The sequence below is a fragment of the Massilia sp. Masssp93 genome, from assembly GCF_059491295.1.
In genome coordinates this window covers 826,131-845,007 of the sequence record NZ_CP168502.1, presented here as the reverse complement: position 1 = coordinate 845,007, position 18,877 = coordinate 826,131, and the positions used below count along the sequence as shown (strand labels likewise).

At 68.8% G+C, this 18,877-nt stretch carries 18 protein-coding genes; 6 read left to right on the top strand and 12 right to left on the bottom strand.

Going from position 1 to position 18,877, the window contains the following annotated elements:
* Positions 1 to 40 precede the first annotated feature (40 nt).
* The 5 genes from ACEN9Q_RS03660 to ACEN9Q_RS03640 form a co-directional block, all read right to left on the bottom strand.
* Complete coding sequence (locus tag ACEN9Q_RS03660) at positions 41 to 1,849, bottom strand: glycoside hydrolase family 2 protein (RefSeq protein ID WP_056439584.1); 1,809 nt, start codon at positions 1,847 to 1,849, stop codon at positions 41 to 43.
* Positions 1,836 to 2,951: a galactokinase gene (gene galK / locus ACEN9Q_RS03655; protein ID WP_056439581.1), complete on the bottom strand. Its 1,116-nt coding sequence runs from the start codon at positions 2,949 to 2,951 to the stop codon at positions 1,836 to 1,838. Before galK ends, ACEN9Q_RS03660 begins: the two co-directional genes overlap by 14 nt.
* Complete coding sequence (locus ACEN9Q_RS03650; protein WP_495627407.1) at positions 2,944 to 4,089, bottom strand: M24 family metallopeptidase; 1,146 nt, start codon at positions 4,087 to 4,089, stop codon at positions 2,944 to 2,946. Before ACEN9Q_RS03650 ends, galK begins: the two co-directional genes overlap by 8 nt.
* Entirely contained in the window at positions 4,086 to 5,180 is a 1,095-nt protein-coding gene (gene galT, locus ACEN9Q_RS03645) for a galactose-1-phosphate uridylyltransferase (RefSeq protein ID WP_495627406.1), read from the bottom strand. The genes ACEN9Q_RS03650 and galT overlap by 4 nt, the downstream gene beginning before the upstream one ends.
* Before the next feature lie 406 nt (positions 5,181 to 5,586).
* The gene (locus ACEN9Q_RS03640; RefSeq protein WP_495627405.1) at positions 5,587 to 7,122 is read right to left on the bottom strand and encodes a dipeptidase; all 1,536 of its coding nucleotides are present in this window, start codon (positions 7,120 to 7,122) and stop codon (positions 5,587 to 5,589) included.
* Between the two features lie 111 nt (positions 7,123 to 7,233).
* On the opposite strand from ACEN9Q_RS03640, the gene ACEN9Q_RS03635 reads away from it, so the two are divergent.
* Positions 7,234 to 8,088, top strand: coding sequence for a pirin family protein (locus ACEN9Q_RS03635; RefSeq protein WP_495627404.1), 855 nt, complete (start codon positions 7,234 to 7,236; stop codon positions 8,086 to 8,088).
* 121 nt (positions 8,089 to 8,209) lie between these two features.
* Here the strand turns inward: ACEN9Q_RS03635 and ACEN9Q_RS03630 are convergent, their stop codons facing one another.
* Positions 8,210 to 8,575: a hypothetical protein gene (locus ACEN9Q_RS03630; protein WP_056439570.1), complete on the bottom strand. Its 366-nt coding sequence runs from the start codon at positions 8,573 to 8,575 to the stop codon at positions 8,210 to 8,212.
* Between the two features lie 13 nt (positions 8,576 to 8,588).
* Positions 8,589 to 8,912 (bottom strand): hypothetical protein, encoded by a 324-nt coding sequence (locus ACEN9Q_RS03625; protein WP_495627403.1) that lies wholly within the window; start codon positions 8,910 to 8,912, stop codon positions 8,589 to 8,591.
* Between ACEN9Q_RS03625 and ACEN9Q_RS03620 the strand changes: the two genes are divergently transcribed.
* The 5 genes from ACEN9Q_RS03620 (at position 8,907) to ACEN9Q_RS03600 (ending at position 14,733) form a co-directional block, all read left to right on the top strand.
* Positions 8,907 to 9,956, top strand: coding sequence for an asparaginase (locus tag ACEN9Q_RS03620; RefSeq protein ID WP_495627402.1), 1,050 nt, complete (start codon positions 8,907 to 8,909; stop codon positions 9,954 to 9,956). The two genes, ACEN9Q_RS03625 and ACEN9Q_RS03620, sit on opposite strands and share 6 nt — an antisense overlap.
* Before the next feature lie 177 nt (positions 9,957 to 10,133).
* Positions 10,134 to 10,580, top strand: a complete 447-nt coding sequence (locus ACEN9Q_RS03615) for a MarR family winged helix-turn-helix transcriptional regulator (protein ID WP_056439719.1) — start codon at positions 10,134 to 10,136, stop codon at positions 10,578 to 10,580.
* Between the two features lie 26 nt (positions 10,581 to 10,606).
* Entirely contained in the window at positions 10,607 to 12,109 is a 1,503-nt protein-coding gene (locus tag ACEN9Q_RS03610) for an MDR family MFS transporter (protein ID WP_056439716.1), read from the top strand.
* A gap of 18 nt (positions 12,110 to 12,127) precedes the next feature.
* The gene (locus ACEN9Q_RS03605; RefSeq protein ID WP_495627401.1) at positions 12,128 to 13,582 is read left to right on the top strand and encodes an efflux transporter outer membrane subunit; all 1,455 of its coding nucleotides are present in this window, start codon (positions 12,128 to 12,130) and stop codon (positions 13,580 to 13,582) included.
* The gene (locus ACEN9Q_RS03600) at positions 13,579 to 14,733 is read left to right on the top strand and encodes an HlyD family secretion protein (RefSeq protein ID WP_056439559.1); all 1,155 of its coding nucleotides are present in this window, start codon (positions 13,579 to 13,581) and stop codon (positions 14,731 to 14,733) included. The genes ACEN9Q_RS03605 and ACEN9Q_RS03600 overlap by 4 nt, the downstream gene beginning before the upstream one ends.
* Positions 14,734 to 14,749: 16 nt before the next feature.
* Here the strand turns inward: ACEN9Q_RS03600 and ACEN9Q_RS03595 are convergent, their stop codons facing one another.
* From ACEN9Q_RS03595 to ACEN9Q_RS03575, 5 genes are all read right to left on the bottom strand, one after another.
* Positions 14,750 to 15,040: a protealysin inhibitor emfourin gene (locus ACEN9Q_RS03595; protein WP_056439555.1), complete on the bottom strand. Its 291-nt coding sequence runs from the start codon at positions 15,038 to 15,040 to the stop codon at positions 14,750 to 14,752.
* Positions 15,040 to 16,068 carry a M4 family metallopeptidase gene (locus tag ACEN9Q_RS03590; protein ID WP_495627400.1) on the bottom strand — a complete coding sequence of 343 codons (1,029 nt, stop codon included), beginning with the start codon at positions 16,066 to 16,068 and terminating at the stop codon, positions 15,040 to 15,042. Before ACEN9Q_RS03590 ends, ACEN9Q_RS03595 begins: the two co-directional genes overlap by 1 nt.
* A 95-nt stretch (positions 16,069 to 16,163) precedes the next feature.
* Positions 16,164 to 17,090 (bottom strand): 2-hydroxyacid dehydrogenase, encoded by a 927-nt coding sequence (locus ACEN9Q_RS03585; protein WP_056439551.1) that lies wholly within the window; start codon positions 17,088 to 17,090, stop codon positions 16,164 to 16,166.
* Positions 17,087 to 17,785: a fumarylacetoacetate hydrolase family protein gene (locus tag ACEN9Q_RS03580; protein WP_495627399.1), complete on the bottom strand. Its 699-nt coding sequence runs from the start codon at positions 17,783 to 17,785 to the stop codon at positions 17,087 to 17,089. Before ACEN9Q_RS03580 ends, ACEN9Q_RS03585 begins: the two co-directional genes overlap by 4 nt.
* Before the next feature lie 111 nt (positions 17,786 to 17,896).
* Positions 17,897 to 18,838: a LysR family transcriptional regulator gene (locus tag ACEN9Q_RS03575; RefSeq protein WP_056439546.1), complete on the bottom strand. Its 942-nt coding sequence runs from the start codon at positions 18,836 to 18,838 to the stop codon at positions 17,897 to 17,899.
* Positions 18,839 to 18,877: the final 39 nt, after the last annotated feature.

Here is an 18,877-nt window from a genome sequence, read left to right as displayed (position 1 = left end):
CTCGCGACAGGGTTCGGAGCGCGCCGGGCGGCGCAAGACGTCAGGCTGCGCCCGGCATGTCTCCCTCCTCTTCCACGTCCTTGGGTTCGAGGGCGACGTTGCGCGTCGCCGCGCTGATCACCTCGAACGGCAGCTTGGGTGTACGGTCCGCGTTGAGCAGGCCGTTCGCTTCCTGGAACGTGTCGGCGAACTGGGTATAGCAGAAGCCGCTGAACATGAAGGTCTCGTTGACCACCTTCAGCAGGCGTTGGTACAGCGCGTGATAACTCTCGGCCGTATGGGCACGGGTATAGCCCCACGTGCCGTCCTCGGGCGTCGCGTTCGGGTCGTACGCGATGCCGCCGAATTCGGTGAGCACGATGGGCTGGCCGCGGTGCGGGAAGCCGTCCAGCGTGAGAATGCGTCCGCCGGGACGGCGTTGATCGAACAGCGTGCGCACCGGGTCGCTGACCTCGTAGCGCGCCTTCAGCTTGTCCGGGCTGCAGTCGTAGTCGTGGATGCCCAGGATGTCGGTGGCCGACGCTTCCCAGCCGTCGTTGCCGATCACCGGGCGGGTCGAGTCGAGGGTGCGCGTCAGGTGGTACAGCGCCTCGACCGCGTTGCGGTGCGCCTGGGTCAGTGTCAGGTTCGGCACGCCCCAGGATTCGTTGAACGGCACCCACACGATGATGCATGGGTGGCTGTAGTCGCGCTCGATGGCCTCGGTCCATTCCTTGACCATGCGCGTGATCGCGCGCGGCGCGAAGCGGTAGGCCGAGGGCATCTCTTCCCACACGAGCAGCCCCAGCTTGTCGGCCCAGTACAGGTAGCGCGGATCTTCGATCTTCTGGTGCTTGCGCACGCCGTTGAAGCCCATCAGCTTGGCCAGTTCGACGTCGCGCTTGAGGTGGTCGTCCGACGGCGCCGTCAGGAACGACTCCGTCCAGTAACCCTGGTCCAGCACGAGCCGCAGCGGATACGGGCGGCCGTTGAGCAGCAGGCGGTCGCGGTTGATGTGGAACGAGCGCAGCGCCGTGTACGACTTCACGTGGTCGACGATCCTGTCGCCGCAGCGCAGGATCACCTCGGCGTCGAGCAGGGTCGGGCGTTCGGGGCTCCACAGCAATTCGTTGCGCGAATCGTCGATGCCGGGGTCGGACAGCGCGATCTTGCGGTTCGCCTCGCCGGCCAGCAGCTTGTAGTTGTCGTCCGCCAGCAATTGCTTGCCGTGCCAAATCTTAACCTCGACAAACATGTCTTCCTGGATGTCGCCGCCGGCGATGACTTCGCAACCGATCTCGAAGGTTTCGAACAGCGGCGTCCAGCGCAGGTTCTGGATGAAGGTGCGCGACACCTGCTCGACCCACACGGTCTGCCAGATGCCGGTCGTGCGCGGATACCAGATCGAGTGCGGTTCCAGCAGCCAGTCCTGCTTGCCGCGGGGCTTGGCCAGGTCGGCCGGATCGTCTTCGACGAACACGGTCACGGTCTGCTTGCCGTCCGCTCTCAACGCGGGCGTGATGTCGGCGCGGAACGGCGTGTGGCCGCCCTCGTGCTCGGCCACGAGCTGGCCGTTGACCCACACGCGGGAAAAATAATCGATGGCGCCGAAGTGCAGGATCACACGGTTCTCGGACGGCATCACCTCGAAGTCGCGTTCGTACCAGCAGAAGCGGTGAAAGCCGGTGTCCTGGATGCCGGACATCTCGGTCTCGGGTGCGAACGGGACATTGATCTCGTGGGTCCAGCCTTTCACGCCTTCCGGCATCTTGTTGACCAGCTCATCGTCGAAACGAAAGCGCCATTTACCGTTCAGGTTGATCCAATTGTCGCGGACCAGCTGCGGGCGGGGATACTCAAACTGGCTCATTGTTTTCCTTTCCTTGGGTCGGGACCGGGATCAGGATGCGTCCCTGGCGTCCAGCTTTGTTGTAGGTGGAGAGTGCAGTTTCCGCTGCCTGTCTTGCTGCGAATTTTTCTTGACCTCCGGCGCGGCACAACGCCACGCACGCGCCGCCGAATCCGGCGCCGGTCAGGCGCGCACCGAGCACGCCCGGGGCGGCGCGCAGCGCGGCCACCAGCTGGTCGAGCTCGGGAATCGACACCTCGTAGTCGTCGCGCAGGCTGTCGTGCGACGCGTTCATCAGTTCGCCGAAACGTTCGGCCGACACGCCCTGCGCCGCTTCCAGCACGCGCAGGTCTTCGAGCACGACGTGGCGGGCGCGCCGGCGCAGCGGCTCGGGCAGCGTGTCGACCGCCGCCGGGTCGGTCACGTCGCGCAGCGCGCGCACGCCCAGCTTGCGCGACGCCTCTTCGCATTCGGCGCGGCGCTCGTTGTACTTGCTGGCGGCAAGCGTGCGCGGCACGCCGGAGTCGACGACGATCAGCTCCGTGCCGGGTGGCATCGGCACGAGGTGGTGCTCCAGCGTGCGCGCGTCGATGAACAGCATGTTGCGCTCGTCGCACAGGCTGGACGCCATCTGGTCCATGATGCCGCAGTTGACGCGGGCATATTCGATCTCGGCGCGCTGGGCTATTCTGGCCAGCGTCACGTTGTCGAGCGTGAAGCCGAGCAGGTTGCGCAGCGCGCGCAGCATCGCCACTTCGAGCGCCGCGGACGACGACAGGCCGGACCCCACGGGCAGCGTCGTCGTCACGAACACGCGCAGCGGCGGCACCGTGACGCCCGTCGCTTCCACGAGGCGGATGCAGCCTTCGATATAGCTGCCGAAGCCCTGCGGCGCGCTGCCGCCCTTCGCCGCGAACGTGACGTTGCCGTCCAGCGTGCCGGAATACAGGTGGTGCTGGTCGTCGTGGCTGTGCGCGAGCGCGACCTCGGTCCGCTGCGGCGTCGCCACGGGCAGCATGTAGCCGTCGTTGTAGTCCGTGTGCTCGCCCAGCAGGTTCACGCGGCCGGGTGCCGACGCGTGCGCCTCCGGGGCGCCGCCGAAGAAGGTCTCGGGATCATTCATGGTCTGCCACCTCCAGCCATACGGGCCGCGCGCGGCCCTGGATTGTCGTCGCCGGCCAGTCCGGGTCCAGCGTCAGGTTTTCCAGCCCATGCGCGCCGAGCAGGAACGTGTCTTCCACTTTCATGCCGGCGAAGCTCGGATTGAACGCGAACGCCATGCCCGCCTCGATCCCCGTCGCGGTGCTGGGACTGGCGACGATCTCGCGCGCCTGGTAGCCCGCGATGCCGCCCTGATGGTGCTCGCGGATCGCCTCCGGCCGGTTGGCGTGGCGATAGGCGGCATCGAACGCGTGGTAGACGGCGGCCAGCGACTGGCCCGGACGCACGGCATCCAGGCCCGTCGCCTCGACCTGCAGCAGGTCCGCCTCCGCATTGCGCTCGTCGACGGTCAATGCGCCGAACGCGACGGCGCGCGACAGGCTCGCGACGAGGCCGTGGCGGCGCGCGCAGAACACCAGCATCGCGCGCGCGCCGAGCGTCTCGCGCGTGGGCACGGGATGGCGGAACGCCTGCAGGCGCCTGCTGCCCGCGGCCAGCACGAGCGCGGGCTGGATGCCGCGCCGCCACAACGCCTGCGCGCCCGCGGCCGCGAGGTCGAGCTCGGTCCAGTGCGGACGCGCGGCGCGCAGCGTCGCCGTCATCGCGGCGGAGGCCTCCGCACCCAGCGCGCGGTAGCGGTCCTGTTCGGACGGCTGCAGCACCATGCGGCGCAGGCGCAGGCTCGCGGGCAGCGGCTGCTCGGCGTTGCCGTTGCCGTTGCCGTTGCGCGGGCGGTCGGACAGCACGGCGCCGCCGCGGGCCGCGCCCAGCACATGGGTCTCGCGCAGCTCGGTCTCGGCCCACGGCGCGATGTGGAACGTGAAACCGGGCGGCACCTGTTCCAGGCGCAGGCGTTCGGCCTCGATGGCGTCGGTCAGGACGACGGCGTCGTCGTGCGTGACGAGCACCTCGGCCACGCCGCAGTCGGCCCCCTGCAGCACGGCGGCGTCGCCTCCCGCCGTCGCCCACGCGAACCAGTCGGTGCCGCGCAGGCGCACTGCGCCGGCCCCGGTTTGCGCCAGCGCGGCGCGCAGCAGCGCGAGCTTGTCCGCGACCTCGCCGGCCGATCGTCCGGCGCCGCGGTCCGGCAGCGCGCTCATGCCGCGTCCTCCAGCCGCACGTCGACCTGCTGCAATTCGTACGCGGTCGTCTCGGGCAGCACGTCCATCGCGAACATGCCGGCGCCGATCTCCGTGCCGGCCAGGTATTTCAGGCGGTCGCGCGTGCGGTACGGCGGATAGAACTGGCAGTGCAGCTGCGTCTCGGGGTGGTCGGCGCCGTCGGTCGGCGCCTGGTACCACACCATCAGGTACGGGAACGGGCGCTCCCACAGGCAGTCGAACTTGAACAGCACCGTCTTCAACGCGCGTGCCAGGCTTGTTCGCTGTGCCGGCGTGAGCGCCGCGAAGTCGCCGCAAGGGCCGGTCGGCATCGTCCACACCTCGTACGGATAGCGCGCGCAGGCCGGCACGAACGCGATCGCATGCTCGTCCTGGTACAGCACGCGCTTGCCGTCCGCCGCTTCGTCGCGCGCCATGTCGCAAAGGAGGCTCGTGGCGTGCTGCAGGTAGTACTCGCGCTCCTGCGCCAGCTGGCGCGCGGGCACGGGCGGCACGAACGGGTAGGCGTAGATCTGGCCGTGCGGATGATGCAGCGTGACGCCCACTTCGGCGCCGCGGTTCTCGAACGGCAGCACGTACTGGATGTGGTTGCGGCCTTTCAGGCGCCGCGTGCGGTCGCCCCACACTTCCAGCAGCAGTTCGATGCGCGCCAGCGGCAGGCGGCCCAGCGCCGCCTGCGGGTCCTGCGTGAACACGACGACCTCGCACTGCCCGTTGGCGGGCGCGCTCGGCACCGTCAGCGTGGGCGGTTCATGCGCATCGGGCGCCAGCGACGGGAAGCGGTTGTCGAACACGGCGATCTCGTAGTCGCCGGCCGGCATCTCGGTCGGGTGTGCCGGGTCGCGCGTGGGCGCCAGCGGGTTGTACTGCGGCGGCGGCTGATACGTGCGGTTCTGGCGGAACGCGGCATACGCGACCCACTCGCCGCGCAGCGCATGCCAGCGCAGGTGCGGGTTGGCGTGCTGCGGCTCGGCGAAGGGACTGGTCGCGACGATGCCGTCCGGGATGGGCCGGTTGCTGTACAACGTCAGATGTCTTCCGTCAGGTTTTATCAGGTCTTGGCTGTGCATGGCATCGGCAGGTCAGGCATTGCTCCTTGCGCGACTTCGGGTATCCGGTCGCGGTCAGGTTTGATCCTATCATGGCGTTTTCGCCACATTTTCTCGGCGTCAGCAATTGATTTTCCGACAATCAACGGGCCGCGCGGAGGCTTGTCCGGAGGCCTTGGCGCGGTCTGCTGTCTCTCCTAGGGAAAAGCCGCCGGACAGGCATTTTTTCCCTATGAAGAAGGACGTCGTGTAGGCTCAAACCTACAAAATTTTTGGAAGGATTTACACATTTTGGCGAGACCGAGACCTACACGACGGCCGAGCGACCAAAATCGTGAAGCGCCCCCACGAGCGGGCGCGGCTGGCGGGCAAATGTGTCGTGGGAAGGAAGGACGCGGGCATGGAACGACCATGCCCGCGGGAGGCGTTACTTGGCCAGCTCGGCCAGCACGGCCGTGTACATCTCGAGGTTCAGAAGCAATTGCTTGGTGGTGATGAACTCGTGTTCCGAATGGCCCGTATAGACCGTGTGCGGCATCGCGGGGCCGAAGCTGACGGCGTGCGGGAACAGGCGCGAATTGGTGCCGCCGCCGATGGCGACCGGCTTCGGGTCCTTGATGCCCGTGAAGTACGCGAACGTCTTCATCAGCACCGGCAGCTGGGGCGCATCCTTCTGCATCCACGGGTCGCCGATCTGCGCCGAGATGTTCGCCAGTTGCACGTGCGCACCCTGCCATTGCGCCAGCGCGGCATTGATCTCGTTGGTCAGCTGCTCCTTGGTCTTGCCCTGCGGACGGCGGATGTTGATCGACAGTTCGATGCCGCCGTCGTCGTGCTGGCGGATCACCGTCGGCGCGAACGTCATCGGGCCCATGAACGCGTCGCGGTAGGCGATGCTGCCGAATTTTTCGCCGAAGTAGCCGGTGCCCACCATCTCGTTGAGGAAGTTCACCAGGGCGCCTGCCGTCGTGTCCGGCCACGGCTGCACGGCCAGCGCGTCGGCCAGCATGCTGATGGCGTTGACGCCGTCTTCCGGCTTGGACGAGTGCGCCGACAGGCCCTTGGCCGTGACGAGCAGGTCCTTGCCCTTCCATTCGAACTGGTAATGCATGCCGACCTGCTTGCCGGCACGCGCGCGGATCTGCGCCTCCAGTGCCGGCGTCGCGTCGGCGACGAGGGCCTGCGCGTCCTCGGGAATCTGGCTGCCGAAGAACCCGCCGCGGAATTCCTTCACGAAGGGCGTGCCCGCGGGCGGCGCGGCGGTCGTTTTCGGCATCGTGACGGCCAGCGTGCCATACCCCTTCTCCGCCGTGACGGCCGGGTATTCTGCGTCGAGCGTGATGTTCATCTGCGGCAGCGTGTGCCCCCTGATGAAGGCTTCCAGCGGGCCCCAGTCCGATTCCTCGGCCATGTAGACGTACAGCTCGATGCGCTTGGACAGCGGCACCTGCAGGTCCTTCAGCGACTTCATCGCGTACAGCGCGGTGGCGATGGGGCCTTTATCGTCCTCGGCGCCGCGCGCCAGCAGGCGGCCCGGTTCGCTCGTGGCGTCCAGTTCGAACGGCGACTTCTTCCACTTGCTCGCATCGACGGGCTGCACGTCGCCATGCGCCACGAGACCCACGCGCTCGCTGCCCTTGCCCAGGCCGACGACGGCCACGCAGCCGTAATCGGTAAAGTCCAGCCCCAGCCGCTCCGCTTCCTGCTTCAGGTAGGCCTTGAACGCGATGTGGCGCGGATTGCGTTCGCACGGGATGGCCTTGTCGGCCACCGTGTTGTAGCTGACGAGCCTGGACAGCGTGGCGACCACGTCGTCGCGATAGGCCGTGACGGCATGCTTGGCCGCCTTGATCGCGGCGTCGCCGGGCACGGCCGGGGTCGCGGTCGGCGCCCCCATCGCGCTTGCCGCCCAGGCCAGGCTGATGGCCGCGGCCAGGTTGCGTGCGCATGTTTTCGTTTTCATCGTTATCGTCTCCATGATTGCAAAAGCGCAACGAGTCTAGCAGGGATGCGGGAAGTGCGTGCGATGGGGTATCGTATTGGTTCGAACCATCGGAGAAGCGGAGAAACGAGCATGGCCCACAAGATCATCCGGCGCGTGCATGCCGCGCTGCGCGACGACATCGGCGACCTGATCACCCGGCGTCCCGTGCCGGGTCCGCACCTCGACCAGATCGATCCCTTCCTGTTCCTCAACCACCACGGACCGCAGGTCTACCCGCCGCACAACCGCGGCCTGCCGTTCGGGCCGCATCCGCACCGCGGCTTCGAGACCGTCACCTTCATCCTCGACGGCCTGCTGGCCCACCGCGACAGCGCCGGCCACGAGAGCGTGATCGGCCCCGGCGGCGTGCAATGGATGACGGCCGGCCGCGGCATCGTGCACGCGGAAGTGTCGCCGCGCGAATTCATGGAGCGCGGCGGCGGCCTGGAGATCCTGCAGCTGTGGGTCAACCTGCCGCCCGCGCTCAAGATGACGGCGCCGCGCTACGTGGGACTGCAGGCCGACGGGATACCGGTCGTGGACAAGGGCGACGGCGTGCGCGTGCACCTCGTGTCGGGAACGGTTGGCGGCGTGACGGGTCCGGTCGAATCGCTGACGGGCGTGGCGCTGTGCACGGTGGAGATGAAGGCGGGCGCGCGCCTGCACCTGGACGGCCTCCTCGATCGGAATGTGTTCCTGTACGTCGTGCGCGGCGTGATCCAGTGCATGCCGGAGACGGTCAGCGCCTGCCACCTGGCCGAGTTCGAACCGCAGGGCGACGAGATCGAGATCCTGGCCGACCGCGACAGCCTGCTGCTGCTGGGCCATGCCGAGCCGATCCGCGAACCGGTCGTGGCGCACGGGCCGTTCGTGATGAATACGCGTGCGGAAATCCAGCAGGCGATCGCCGATTACCAGGCCGGGCGCTTCGGCGCGCCGATCTGACCGTCGATCGCGCACCGGCGGAAGGGGTGCGGCGCCGGGGCGTGGCCGCCCCGCTCGCGCCGCGCTGAAAGGCGCCGGCCCGGACCGTGTCGGCCGGGCCGGCCGTGTTGGGCGCCGCGCATCAGCGCGCGGCCTGGTTGACGACGACCTCGTCGGCGTACGGCACCTCGTTGAACGCGATGATGGTGCCCGTGTCGCGCGTGACGAATTTCTTGGGACCGACCGGCACCAGTTCTTCGTGCTTGCCGTCCATGTCCACGTACAGCCGGTTCATCCGGTTCGTCACTTTCATCGTGCGGCCGTCGGCGAGCAGGAACGCACCGCGCATGTGCCGGGCTTCGTCCTCGTTCAGGCGGTATGAGTGCGACGTGCCCGGCAACTGCACGGCGCTGGCGCTGGCCGACGAGGGCGCGATGGACGGGTCGGCGAACGCCGACAGCGACAGGGTGGCGGCGCCGATGAAGGCCAGGGCTTGTGGAATACGCATGATTGCTCCGAAGTCAAGATACGAAATATAGAACGGACCACAAGCGCGATTTCAAAATGATCGCCGGATGCTCAATGGGTCCACCGTTTTTCATATCGCCGCATCGATAATGTGCGGCGAGTGATGACAGTGTAGGAAGCGCTCGCGGCGGCGTCATCGGCGAACCGCCGAAGCGTCGAAAACGGGGGATGAACTGTCGAAAAACCGGGGCGGATTGCTGCGGATGCATATAGTTTTTGACATCGTCCGCGCCGGCTCGGGCGCGCACCATGCGGCCGATATCCGGTACAGTGGCGGCGTCGAGAACCCCATCCGGACGAAGGAGAGACCGATGCATCCAGTGCCTCTGGTGGCCACGACGCGTGGCTATCCGCGGGACCGCGACCTGGCCGGCGGCTACGCGGTCGAGAACATCCACCATGGTTCGATCGCCGTCGTCGACGTGGCCGGCCGCCTGCTGTGGTCGGCGGGCGATCCCGACGTCATGACGTTCACCCGTTCGGCCCTGAAACCGTTCCAGGCCCTGCCCTTCGTCCTGGACGACGGCCCGGCCCGCTTCGGCTTCACCGGCGCCGAACTGGCCCTCCTGTGCGCCAGCCACTCTGGCGAGGAAAAGCATCTGGTGGGCGTGACGGCCATCCTCGACAAGATCGGCGTGGACGAAAGCCAGCTCGCCTGCGGCTGCGCGGCGCCGCTGTACTACGACGCCGTCGGCCTGCCCGTGCCGGCGGGGCGGCGCTGGCGCACGGTCCACCACAATTGCTCGGGCAAGCACAGCGGCTTCCTCGCCTGGTGCCGCCTGCACGGCGCACCGACGGCGGACTACGTCGATCCCGCGCACCCGCTGCAGCGCGCGATCCGCGCCACCCTGGCCGATTGCGTGCAGATGACGGAAGACACGCTGCCGATGGGCATCGACGGCTGCTCGGCGCCGAACTACGCGATGCCGCTGGCGCGCCTCGCGCACCTGTATGCGCGCCTGGCGCAACCGGGGCCGGACGCCCGCCTCGGCGGCGCGCTGGGCGACCTGTTCGACGCGATGACGGCGCACCCGGACATGGTGTCGGGCGATTCGCGCACCGACCTCGCGTGGATGCAGGCCGGCGGCGGCGACTGGGTCGCCAAGATCGGCGCGGACGCCGTGCAGGCCATCGGCATCCGCTCGGCCGGCATCGGCATCGCGATCAAGGTGGCGGACGGCGCCCCGCGCGCGCTGCACCCGGCCACGTTCTCCGTGCTCGATCAGCTGGGCCTGCTGGACGCCACGCGCCGCGCCCACCTCGACCCGTACCGCGCACCGCCGCTCCGGAACGCGCGCGGCATCGTGGCCGGCGACGTCCACGCCGTGTTCACGCTGGACAAGGCCGAACCGCCCGCCTGAACCGTCAAGTCGTCAATTCGGGGTCAGAGCCCGGTTTTGGGAAATTGCCCTCGATTTCATCGTCAATTCGGGGTCAGAGCCCGGTTTTGGGAAATTGCCTTCGATTTCATTGCCAGCTTGCACAGTTCGCCAACGTCGCATAAAATCGATAGGTTCCTATCTATTTTATGACTAATGATGAGTAGCCTACCCGAATCGTTCGAAGAACGCTTCTCGGCAGCCCTGCACACGAGCGCGCGGCTGTGGCGGCTCGCGCTGGACAAGCGCCTCAAGCACCTGGGCATCGGCCAGTCCGGCTGGATGACGATCGCGATGATCGCCAAGTCGGGCGAACCGATGTCGCAGCGGGCGCTGGCCGACCTGGTCGGCGTCGAGGGGCCGTCGATGGTGTCGATGCTGGACCGCCTGGAGCGCGACGGCTTCGTCGCGCGCGCGCCCTCGCCCCTCGACCGCCGCGTGAAACTCGTGCACCTGACCGACACCGGCAAGACCGTCTACGCCGAAGTCATCGGCGAAGCGGCGCCATTCCGGGCCGACCTGCTGGCCGGCCTCGACCCGCAGGCGCTGGCCACGGCGACCGTCCTGCTGGAGACCTTGAAGAAGCGCCTCGAGGACACCCTGTGACGACGGCCGCGCCCATCAACCGCACCATGATCACGATCTCGATCATGCTGGCGACGATCATCCAGGCGCTGGACGGCACCATCGCCAACGTCGCCCTGCCGCACATGCAGGGGTCGCTGTCGGCGTCGCAGGACCAGATCACGTGGGTGCTGACGTCGTTCATCGTGGCGGCCGCCATCGCGACGCCGCTCAACGGCTGGCTCGTCGACCGCTTCGGCCTGAAGCGCGTGTTCCTCGTGTCCGTCGCGGGTTTCACGCTCGCCTCGGTGCTGTGCGGGATCTCGGCCACGCTGACGGAAATCGTCGTCGCGCGCATGCTGCAGGGCGTGTTCGGCGCGGCGCTCGTGCCGCTGTCGCAGTCCGTCCTCCTCGACATCAACCCGCGCGAAAAGCACGGGTCGGCGATGGCCGTGTGGGGCATGGGCGTGATGATCGGACCGATCCTGGGCCCGACGCTGGGCGGCTGGCTGACGGACAGCTACAGCTGGCGCTGGGTCTTCTTCATCAACGTACCGATCGGCGCGCTGGCCTTCTGGGGCATCTGGCGCTACATCCACGCGGCCGCCCCGGCGCGGCGCGTGCGCTTCGACACGTTCGGCTTCGTCACGCTGTCGGTCGCCATCGGCGCGCTGCAGATGCTGCTCGACCGCGGCGAGCAGAACGACTGGTTCGGCTCGACCGAGACGTGGGTCGAACTGATCCTGACGACGCTCGCCTTCGCGTACTTCATCGGCCACACGCTGACGCGCCCCGCCGGCCAGTCGTTCGTCGACTTCCGCCTGCTCAAGAACGCCAACTACGTCACGGGCCTGCTCCTGATCTTCATCGTCGGCATGGTGCTGTTCGCGACGCGCGCGCTGATGCCGACGATGCTGCAGGGCCTCATGGGCTATCCGGCCAAGCTGGCGGGCCTCGTCACGGCGCCGTCGGGCCTCGGGACGATGGCCGCGATGATGATCGTCGGGCGCCTCACGGGCAAGGTCGATTTCCGCCTGCTGCTCGGCGTCGGCTTCGCGATCACGGCGTTCTCGCTGTGGCAGATGACGCACTACACGCTCGTGCTGTCGCAGTCCGACATCGTGTGGCCGGGCGTGATCCAGGGCGTGGGCCTGGGCCTCGTGTTCGTGCCGCTGTCGGCCGCCACGTTCGCGACGCTGTCGCCGCAGATGCGCGCGGAAGGCACGGCGCTGTACAGCCTCGTACGCAATATCGGCTCGTCGATCGGCATCGCGCTCGTGCAGGCCCTCCTCGTGCGCAACACGCAGATCGCGCACGCGTCGCTGGCCACGCAGGTGAACGCCGCGAATCCGGCCGTGCACGATCCGATGAGCCTCTACGACATGGCGACGCAGGCCGGCCCCGCCCTCATCAACAACGAAATCACGCGCCAGGCGTCGATGATCGCCTACGTCGACGACTACTGGCTGATGATGCTCCTGACCCTGGCCGTGATCCCGACGCTGCTGCTGATCCGCCCGCCCAAGGCGGCCGCCGCGCCGGCGCAGATCGACCACGCGGCCCTCGAATAAGCGAAAGACCCGAACAACGTGCGACACTTCAAACTCATTCCCATCGCGGCCGCCGCGCTGGCCCTGCTGTCCGGCTGCATCAGCGTCCCGCCGGACGCGCGCCAGGTGCGCGGCCCCGATTTCGCCAAGGCGCAGCATGCACCGGCCATCCAGCTGCCGGCCGACGCCTGGCCCGCCGAGCAGTGGTGGCTCGACTACCACGACCCGCAGCTGAACGGCCTCGTGGCGCGCGCCCTGCGCGACAATCCGTCGCTCGCGGTGGCCGCCGCGCGCGTCGCCAGCGCGCGCGCCGCGTTCGGCGCGGAAGTCGCCAACGAAGGCGGCAAGGTCGATCTCGCATCGGGCCTGAACCGCCAACGCTATTCGTCGAACGGCTTCTTCCCGCCGCCGATCGGCGGGGCGTGGTTCAACGACGCCTCCGTATCGCTGCGCGCCTCTTACGACTTCGACTGGTGGGGCAAGCACCGCGCCCTCATCGCCGCCGCGCTGGGCGAAACGAATGCGGCCGCCGCCGAAGCCGCCCAGGTCCGCCAGACCCTCGCCGCATCCGTCGTGCAAAGCTATCTGCGCCTGCAGATGCTGTGGGCGCGCCAGGACAACACGAACGCCCTGATCGCGGTGCAGCGCGACGTGATCGCCGGCCGCAAGACCCGCATGGCGCATGGCCTGATCAGCGCCGATGCGCTACAGAGCGCGGAGCAGGACCTCGCGAGCCTGCAGGAACAGGCGGCCCATTACGACACGGACGCCGCGCGCGAACGCGAAGGCCTGCGCGCCCTCGTTGGCGGCGACGCCACCGCGCTGAACGACCTCGCGCGCTTCCAGAGCGCGCCGGCGATCGACGCCGTGCCGCGCGAACTGGGCATGGAGCTGCTCGCGCGCCGTCCCGACCTGCAGGCCGCGCGCTGGCGCGTCGAGGCGCAGCTGGGGCGCGTGGCCGCCAGCGAAGCCGCGTTCCGGCCCGACATCAACCTCGCGGCCGCCATCGGCCTCGATGCGACGTCGCTCGGCAAGCTGCTGCGCTATCCGAGCCGCACGCCGCTCCTCGGCGCCACGCTGGACCTGCCCCTGTTCGACAGCGGCCGCCTGCACGCCCAACTGGGCAGCGCACGCACCAGCCGCGACGAACTGCTGGCCGAGTACAACGAGGCCGTCCTGACCGCGGTGCGCGACGGCGCGCGCGAAGCGGCCACCCTGCAAGGCATCGAAAAAGAGACGCAGGCGCACGCCGTCACGCTGGCGGCGAGCCGCAAGCTGGCCGCGAACGCCGAGGCCCGCATGCAGCGCGGCCTGGCCGACCGCAGCGCCGTGCAGCAGGCGCGCATGGCCGTGCTGCGCCAGCGCGACGTCGACCTGCAGCTGACGGACGCGCGCCTGCAGACGCAGGTCGCGCTCGCGCGCGCGCTCGGCGGCGGCTACCACGCGACGCCGCCCGCCCTCACCCAATCGAACACGAAGCCAAACCGACCATGAGCACCGAGACCCCAGTCACCTCCAATAAAAAACGCCGCGTCGTCCTGGCCGGCATCACCGTCGCCTTCCTCGCCGCCGGCGCGGCCTACGCCGCCTGGTATGCGCTGGTCGCATCGAAGCGCGTCGAGACCGACAACGCCTACGTGGGCGGCAACCTCGTGAACGTGTCGTCGCAGGTGACGGGCAGCGTCGTCGAGATCCGCGCCGACGAGACCCAGCTGGTGCAGGCCGGCACCGAGATCGTCCGCCTCGACCCGTCCGACGCGGAAGTCGCGCTGGCCCAGGCCGAGGCGCGCCTGGGCACGGCCGTGCGCCAGCAGCGCGAGCGCTACACGAGCGTGGCGCAGTACGAGGCCGTCGTCGACCAGCGCCGCGTGGAACTCAAGGCGAAACAGGAAGACCTGGCGCGCCGCGCGCCGCTGGCGGCCGACAACCTCGTCTCCGGCGAAGACGTGGCGCACGCCCGCCGCGCCGTCGACGACGCGAAGGCCGCACTTACAGTCGCGCAGAAGCAGCTGGCGGCCGCGCGCGTGACGGTGGCGGGCGTGTCCCCCGCCGAACACCCGAACGTGCTGGCCGCGAAGGCCGACTACCTGTCCGCGTGGCTGGCCGCGCGCCGCAACGCGATCGTCGCGCCGGTGTCGGGCTATGTGGCCAAGCGCAGCGTGCAGGTCGGCAGCCGCATCGCGCCGGGCGCGCCGCTGCTGTCGATCGTGCCGCTGGACCAGCTGTGGGTCGACGCCAATTTCAAGGAATCGGAATTGCGCGATATCCGCGTGGGCCAGGCGGCCACCGTCGAAGCCGACATCTACGGCAGCAAGGTGGTCTACCACGGCAAGGTCGTGGGCCTCGGCGCGGGCACGGGCAGCGCGTTCTCGCTGCTGCCAGCGCAGAACGCCACCGGCAACTGGATCAAGGTCGTGCAGCGCGTGCCGGTGCGCATCTCGCTCGATCCGAAGGAACTGGCGGCGCATCCGCTGCGCGTGGGCCTGTCGGCCACGGTCGACGTGGACATCAGCCACAAGGGCGGCAGCGCGCTCGGCACGGTCGCCGCACCGGCACCGGCGTATGCGACCACGGTGTTGAACCAGCCGTTGCAGCAGGCGAAGGCGGCGACGGATGCCATCGTCGCCAGGAACATGGCCAATTGAGAATCGGCGCCGCGCGTTACGTTCGTTCGATGAATTCGACCAGCTCGCGCAGCGCCGGCGGCGCCGCGTCGAGGTGAAAGCGCACCTGGCGCGGCGTACCGTCATCGATCGTCAGCGTGTACGTGAAATCCCACGACTGCGGCCGCGGCTTCAGCAAGGTCGGCGGCAGTTGCGCGAGGTCGAGCGCCTGCACGAGCCCGCGCACGCGCGTACCTTTGGCCGCAGGCAGGCTGTCGACGTCCACGTCGCGCGTCTGTGCCCCCGCCGGCCCGGTGAAGCCGCCCACGCAATGCAGCGACAGGCGCATCACACGACGCCCACCTCGTGCCACGCGCCCTGCACGGCCGCGGCCTCGGCGGACCCGACGCCGTGGCGCAGCTCGGCCGCCTTGACGGTGGCCTGGGCGGCGTCCGCGAACGTCGCGTCCGGATGCAGCAGCGACAGCGCCTGGTACCAGATCGGCCCCGCCTTGTCCCAGCTGTGCCCGCCCAGCTTCATCGCGGCGAGATAGAACGCGTGGTTGGGGATGCCGGAATTCGTGTGCACGTCCCCGCCTTCCACATACCCCGCCATCGTGCCCGGCTGGTCGTCGCCCGACCACGTGAGGGCCGTGTTGCCCGGAGCGGCCATCGAACGCAACGCCTTGCCGACGGCGGGCGTCATGATGCCGGCGCCGATCAGCCAATCTGCTTTCCTGGCCGTCTGCTTCAGGTGCCATTGCTTGACGACGGACCCGAACACGTCGGACACGGATTCGTTCAGCGCCCCGCTCTGGCCATCGTAGACGAGGCCCCCGCCCGGCACGGTGTACTGCGTGACGCCGTGGGTCAGCTCGTGCGCGATCACGTCGAGCGCGTGCGTGAAGCCCGTGAACAGCTTGCCGTCGCCGTCGCCGTAGACCATCTGGCGGCCGTTCCAGAACGCGTTGTTGAAGCTCTTGCTGTAATGGACGCTCGAATCGATGCCCAGGCCGCGGCCGTCGATGGAATTGCGGTGCAGGACCTGCTGGTAGAAGTCGTAGGTGGTGCCGGCGCCGTCGAACGCCTCGTTGACGGCCGTGTCGGCCACGGGCGCCGCCGTCTCGGTGCGGACCAGCTTGCCGGGCAGGCGCGTCTTGTGGTGCGCGTCGTACACGGTGCGGTGCTTGACGCCGGGCGCCACCTGCAGCCCCGGCGCGGCGAGGCCGCTGGCCGCGCGCTGGCCGCGCAGGAAGGCCGAGCGTTCCATCTGCTCGAGGAGGCGCTGGCGCTCCGCCTCGTCGGCCTGGACGGCCAGCTTGCGCAGCATCGAAGACGGGATGATGAAACAGGTGCACGCGGGCGTGTGGATGTGCATAGGACCTCCATGGCGGTTTGCGCTCGTCTTGATGAGCGTAATCCACCCGGCCGCGCTGCGGCGCACAATAGCCGCACCGCGGTGCGGCTATTGCCTCAGTCCGGCTCGACCGGCGTCAGCGCCCTGCCGCTGCGGAACCAGGCGCGCACATTGTCCAGCATGAGCTGCGCCATCGCCGCGCGCGTCTCGTGCGTGGCGCTGCCCACGTGCGGCGTGAGCATCACGTTGGGAAGCAGCAGGAAGCGCGGGTCGATGTCCGGCTCGTTGTCGAACACGTCCAGCGCCGCGCCGGCGATGCCGCCCCGCTCCAGCGCCGCGAGCAGCGCCTGCTCGTCGACGAGCGAGCCGCGCGCCACGTTCACGAGGTAGCCGGCGGGGCCCAGCGCGTCCAGCACGCGCGCGTCGATCAGGTGCTTCGTGTCCGCGCCGCCGGGTGCGACGACGATGAGGATGTCGCTGTCGCGCGCGAGCGTGGCCAGGTCGGCCTCGTAGCGCCACGCCAAGTTCTGGTCGGTGCGGCCGTGGTAGGCGAGCGCGACGCCGAACATCTCCAGCCGGCGCGCGATCTCCTTGCCGATGCGGCCCATGCCGACGATGCCCACGTGCTTGCCCGCCAGGCTCGTCGCCAGCGGGAAGCCGGCGCTCGTCCACTGGCCCGCGCGCACGTAGCGGTCGGCCTGCGGCAGGCGGCGCAGCAGTGCCAGCAGGGAGCCGATGCACAGCTCGGCCACGGCGGCGTTCAGCACGTCCGGCGTGTTGGCCACGACGATGCCGCGGCTGGCCGCCAGCGCGCGCGGGATCAGGTCGTAGCCGACGCCGCAGGTGGCGATGATCTCGAGTGCCGGCAGGCGCCGCACGACGTCTTCCGGCACCTCCTGGTTGCTGCGCGTGACGATGGCGCCGACGTGAGGCGCCAGGTGCGGCTCGCGTTCGAGATCGGCGAGGCCCAGGCAGCGGAATTCGGCGTCGAGCTGGGCCTGGATCTCGGGCGCGAAACCCCCGATCTGCAGGACCGTCTTCATGCCCCCGTGCCGATCCGCAGTTCGAACGTGGTCACGCCGTCGACGCCGCCGCGCACCTGGTCGCCCGGGTTCAGCGCAGCGACGCCGGCCGGCGTGCCCGTGTAGATCAGGTCACCCGGCGCCAGCGCGACGAGCCGCGACAGCGCGGCGATCACGTCCGCCACGGGCCAGATCATCTCGTTCAGGTTGCCTTCCTGCCTGGCCTGGCCGTTCACTTCCAGCCAGATGCGCGCGTCCTGCGGATGGCCCGTGCGCGCGGCCGGCACGAGCGCGCTGCACGGCGCGGAGGCGTCGAAGCCCTTCGCCATGTCCCACGGGCGGCCATCCTTCTTGGCGACGGCCTGCAGGTCGCGCCGCGTCAGGTCCAGGCCCACGCCGTAGCCCCACACGAGGTCCAGCGCGCGCTCGGGCGCGATGTCCGTGCCGCCGCCCTTCAATGCGACGACCAGTTCGACTTCATGGTGCAGGTCGCGCGTGGACGACGGATACGGCACGGTGCCGCTGGCCGGCACGACGGCGTCCGCCGGCTTGGTGAAGAAGAACGGCGGTTCGCGGTTCGGATCGGCGCCCATCTCGCGTGCGTGGGCGGCATAGTTGCGGCCGACGCAGAACACGCGGCGCAGCGGGAATACCTGGTCGGAACCGGCCACGGCGAGGGCCGGGACGGCGGGAGGCGGAATGACGAAGGCAGTCATGCGGTTCCTTGTAAAGACATTGCGATGGCACCGGACCAGCCGGATGCGCCGGACAGCCTAACACAATCGCGCTGTGGACGAAGGAGCAATACAGGGCTGCGCGCCCCCGGCTCAGTAGATCTCCTTGGCCGCCGCCCGCACCGCGCGCAGCAGGAGGTCGGCGCCCGGCGACAGCAGGTGGTCCTGGTGGCGGATGATGCCGAACGCGTCCATCTTGCACGGCAGTTCGATCGGCAGGATGCGCATCACGTTCAGCGATGCGTAGTACTGCGCCACCTCGATCGGCATCACGTGCAGCGAATCGGTCTGCTGCAGCAGGGCCGTGATCATCAGCAGCGCGGTCGTGTCGACGACGTTGGCCGGCGGCTCCAGGCCGGCGCGGCGGAACATCATGTCGAAGCGGTAGCGCAGGATGCTGCCGTGCGGCGGCACGATCCACGGCAGCGGCGCGATGTCCTGCAAGGCCAGGGCCTTGCGCTCCAGCAGCGGATGGCCGGGACGGACGACGGCGCAGGCCGGCTCCTCCGTCAGCTCCTCATAGATCAGGCCGGACGTGTCGCCCGTGTCGAAGATGCGGCCGATCATGAAGTCGAGCATGCCGTGCTGCAGTTTGTCGAGCAGCAGGTTGCTGGTCTCCAGCTGCACGCCGATGCGCAGCAGCGGGGCCTCTTCCTTCACGCGGGCGATCGCGCGCGGCAGCAGCGCCATCGCGGGCGTCATGATCACGCCGACCTCGACCTGGCCCGTGAGGCCGGCCTTGAGCGTGACGATGTCGTCGTGCGCCAGCGCGAGGCTCGTCAGGGCCATGCGCGCGTGGCGGATCATCGTCTCGCCGTAGATCGTCGGCTCCATGCCGCGCGGCAGGCGCTCGAACAGCTTGACGTCCAGCATCTCCTCGAGATCCTTGATCTGCTTGGAGGCGGCCGGCTGCGTCATGTGCAGTTCGTCGGCCGCACGGTGGATGTTGCGGTAGTCGTCGAGCGCGATCAAGAGCAGCAGCTGCCGGGTCTTGAGGCGGGCCTTGAGAAACCAGTTCGGGTTGGTCGTATCCATCAATACATCATATCATTATTGATATCGATTTAACGGAAA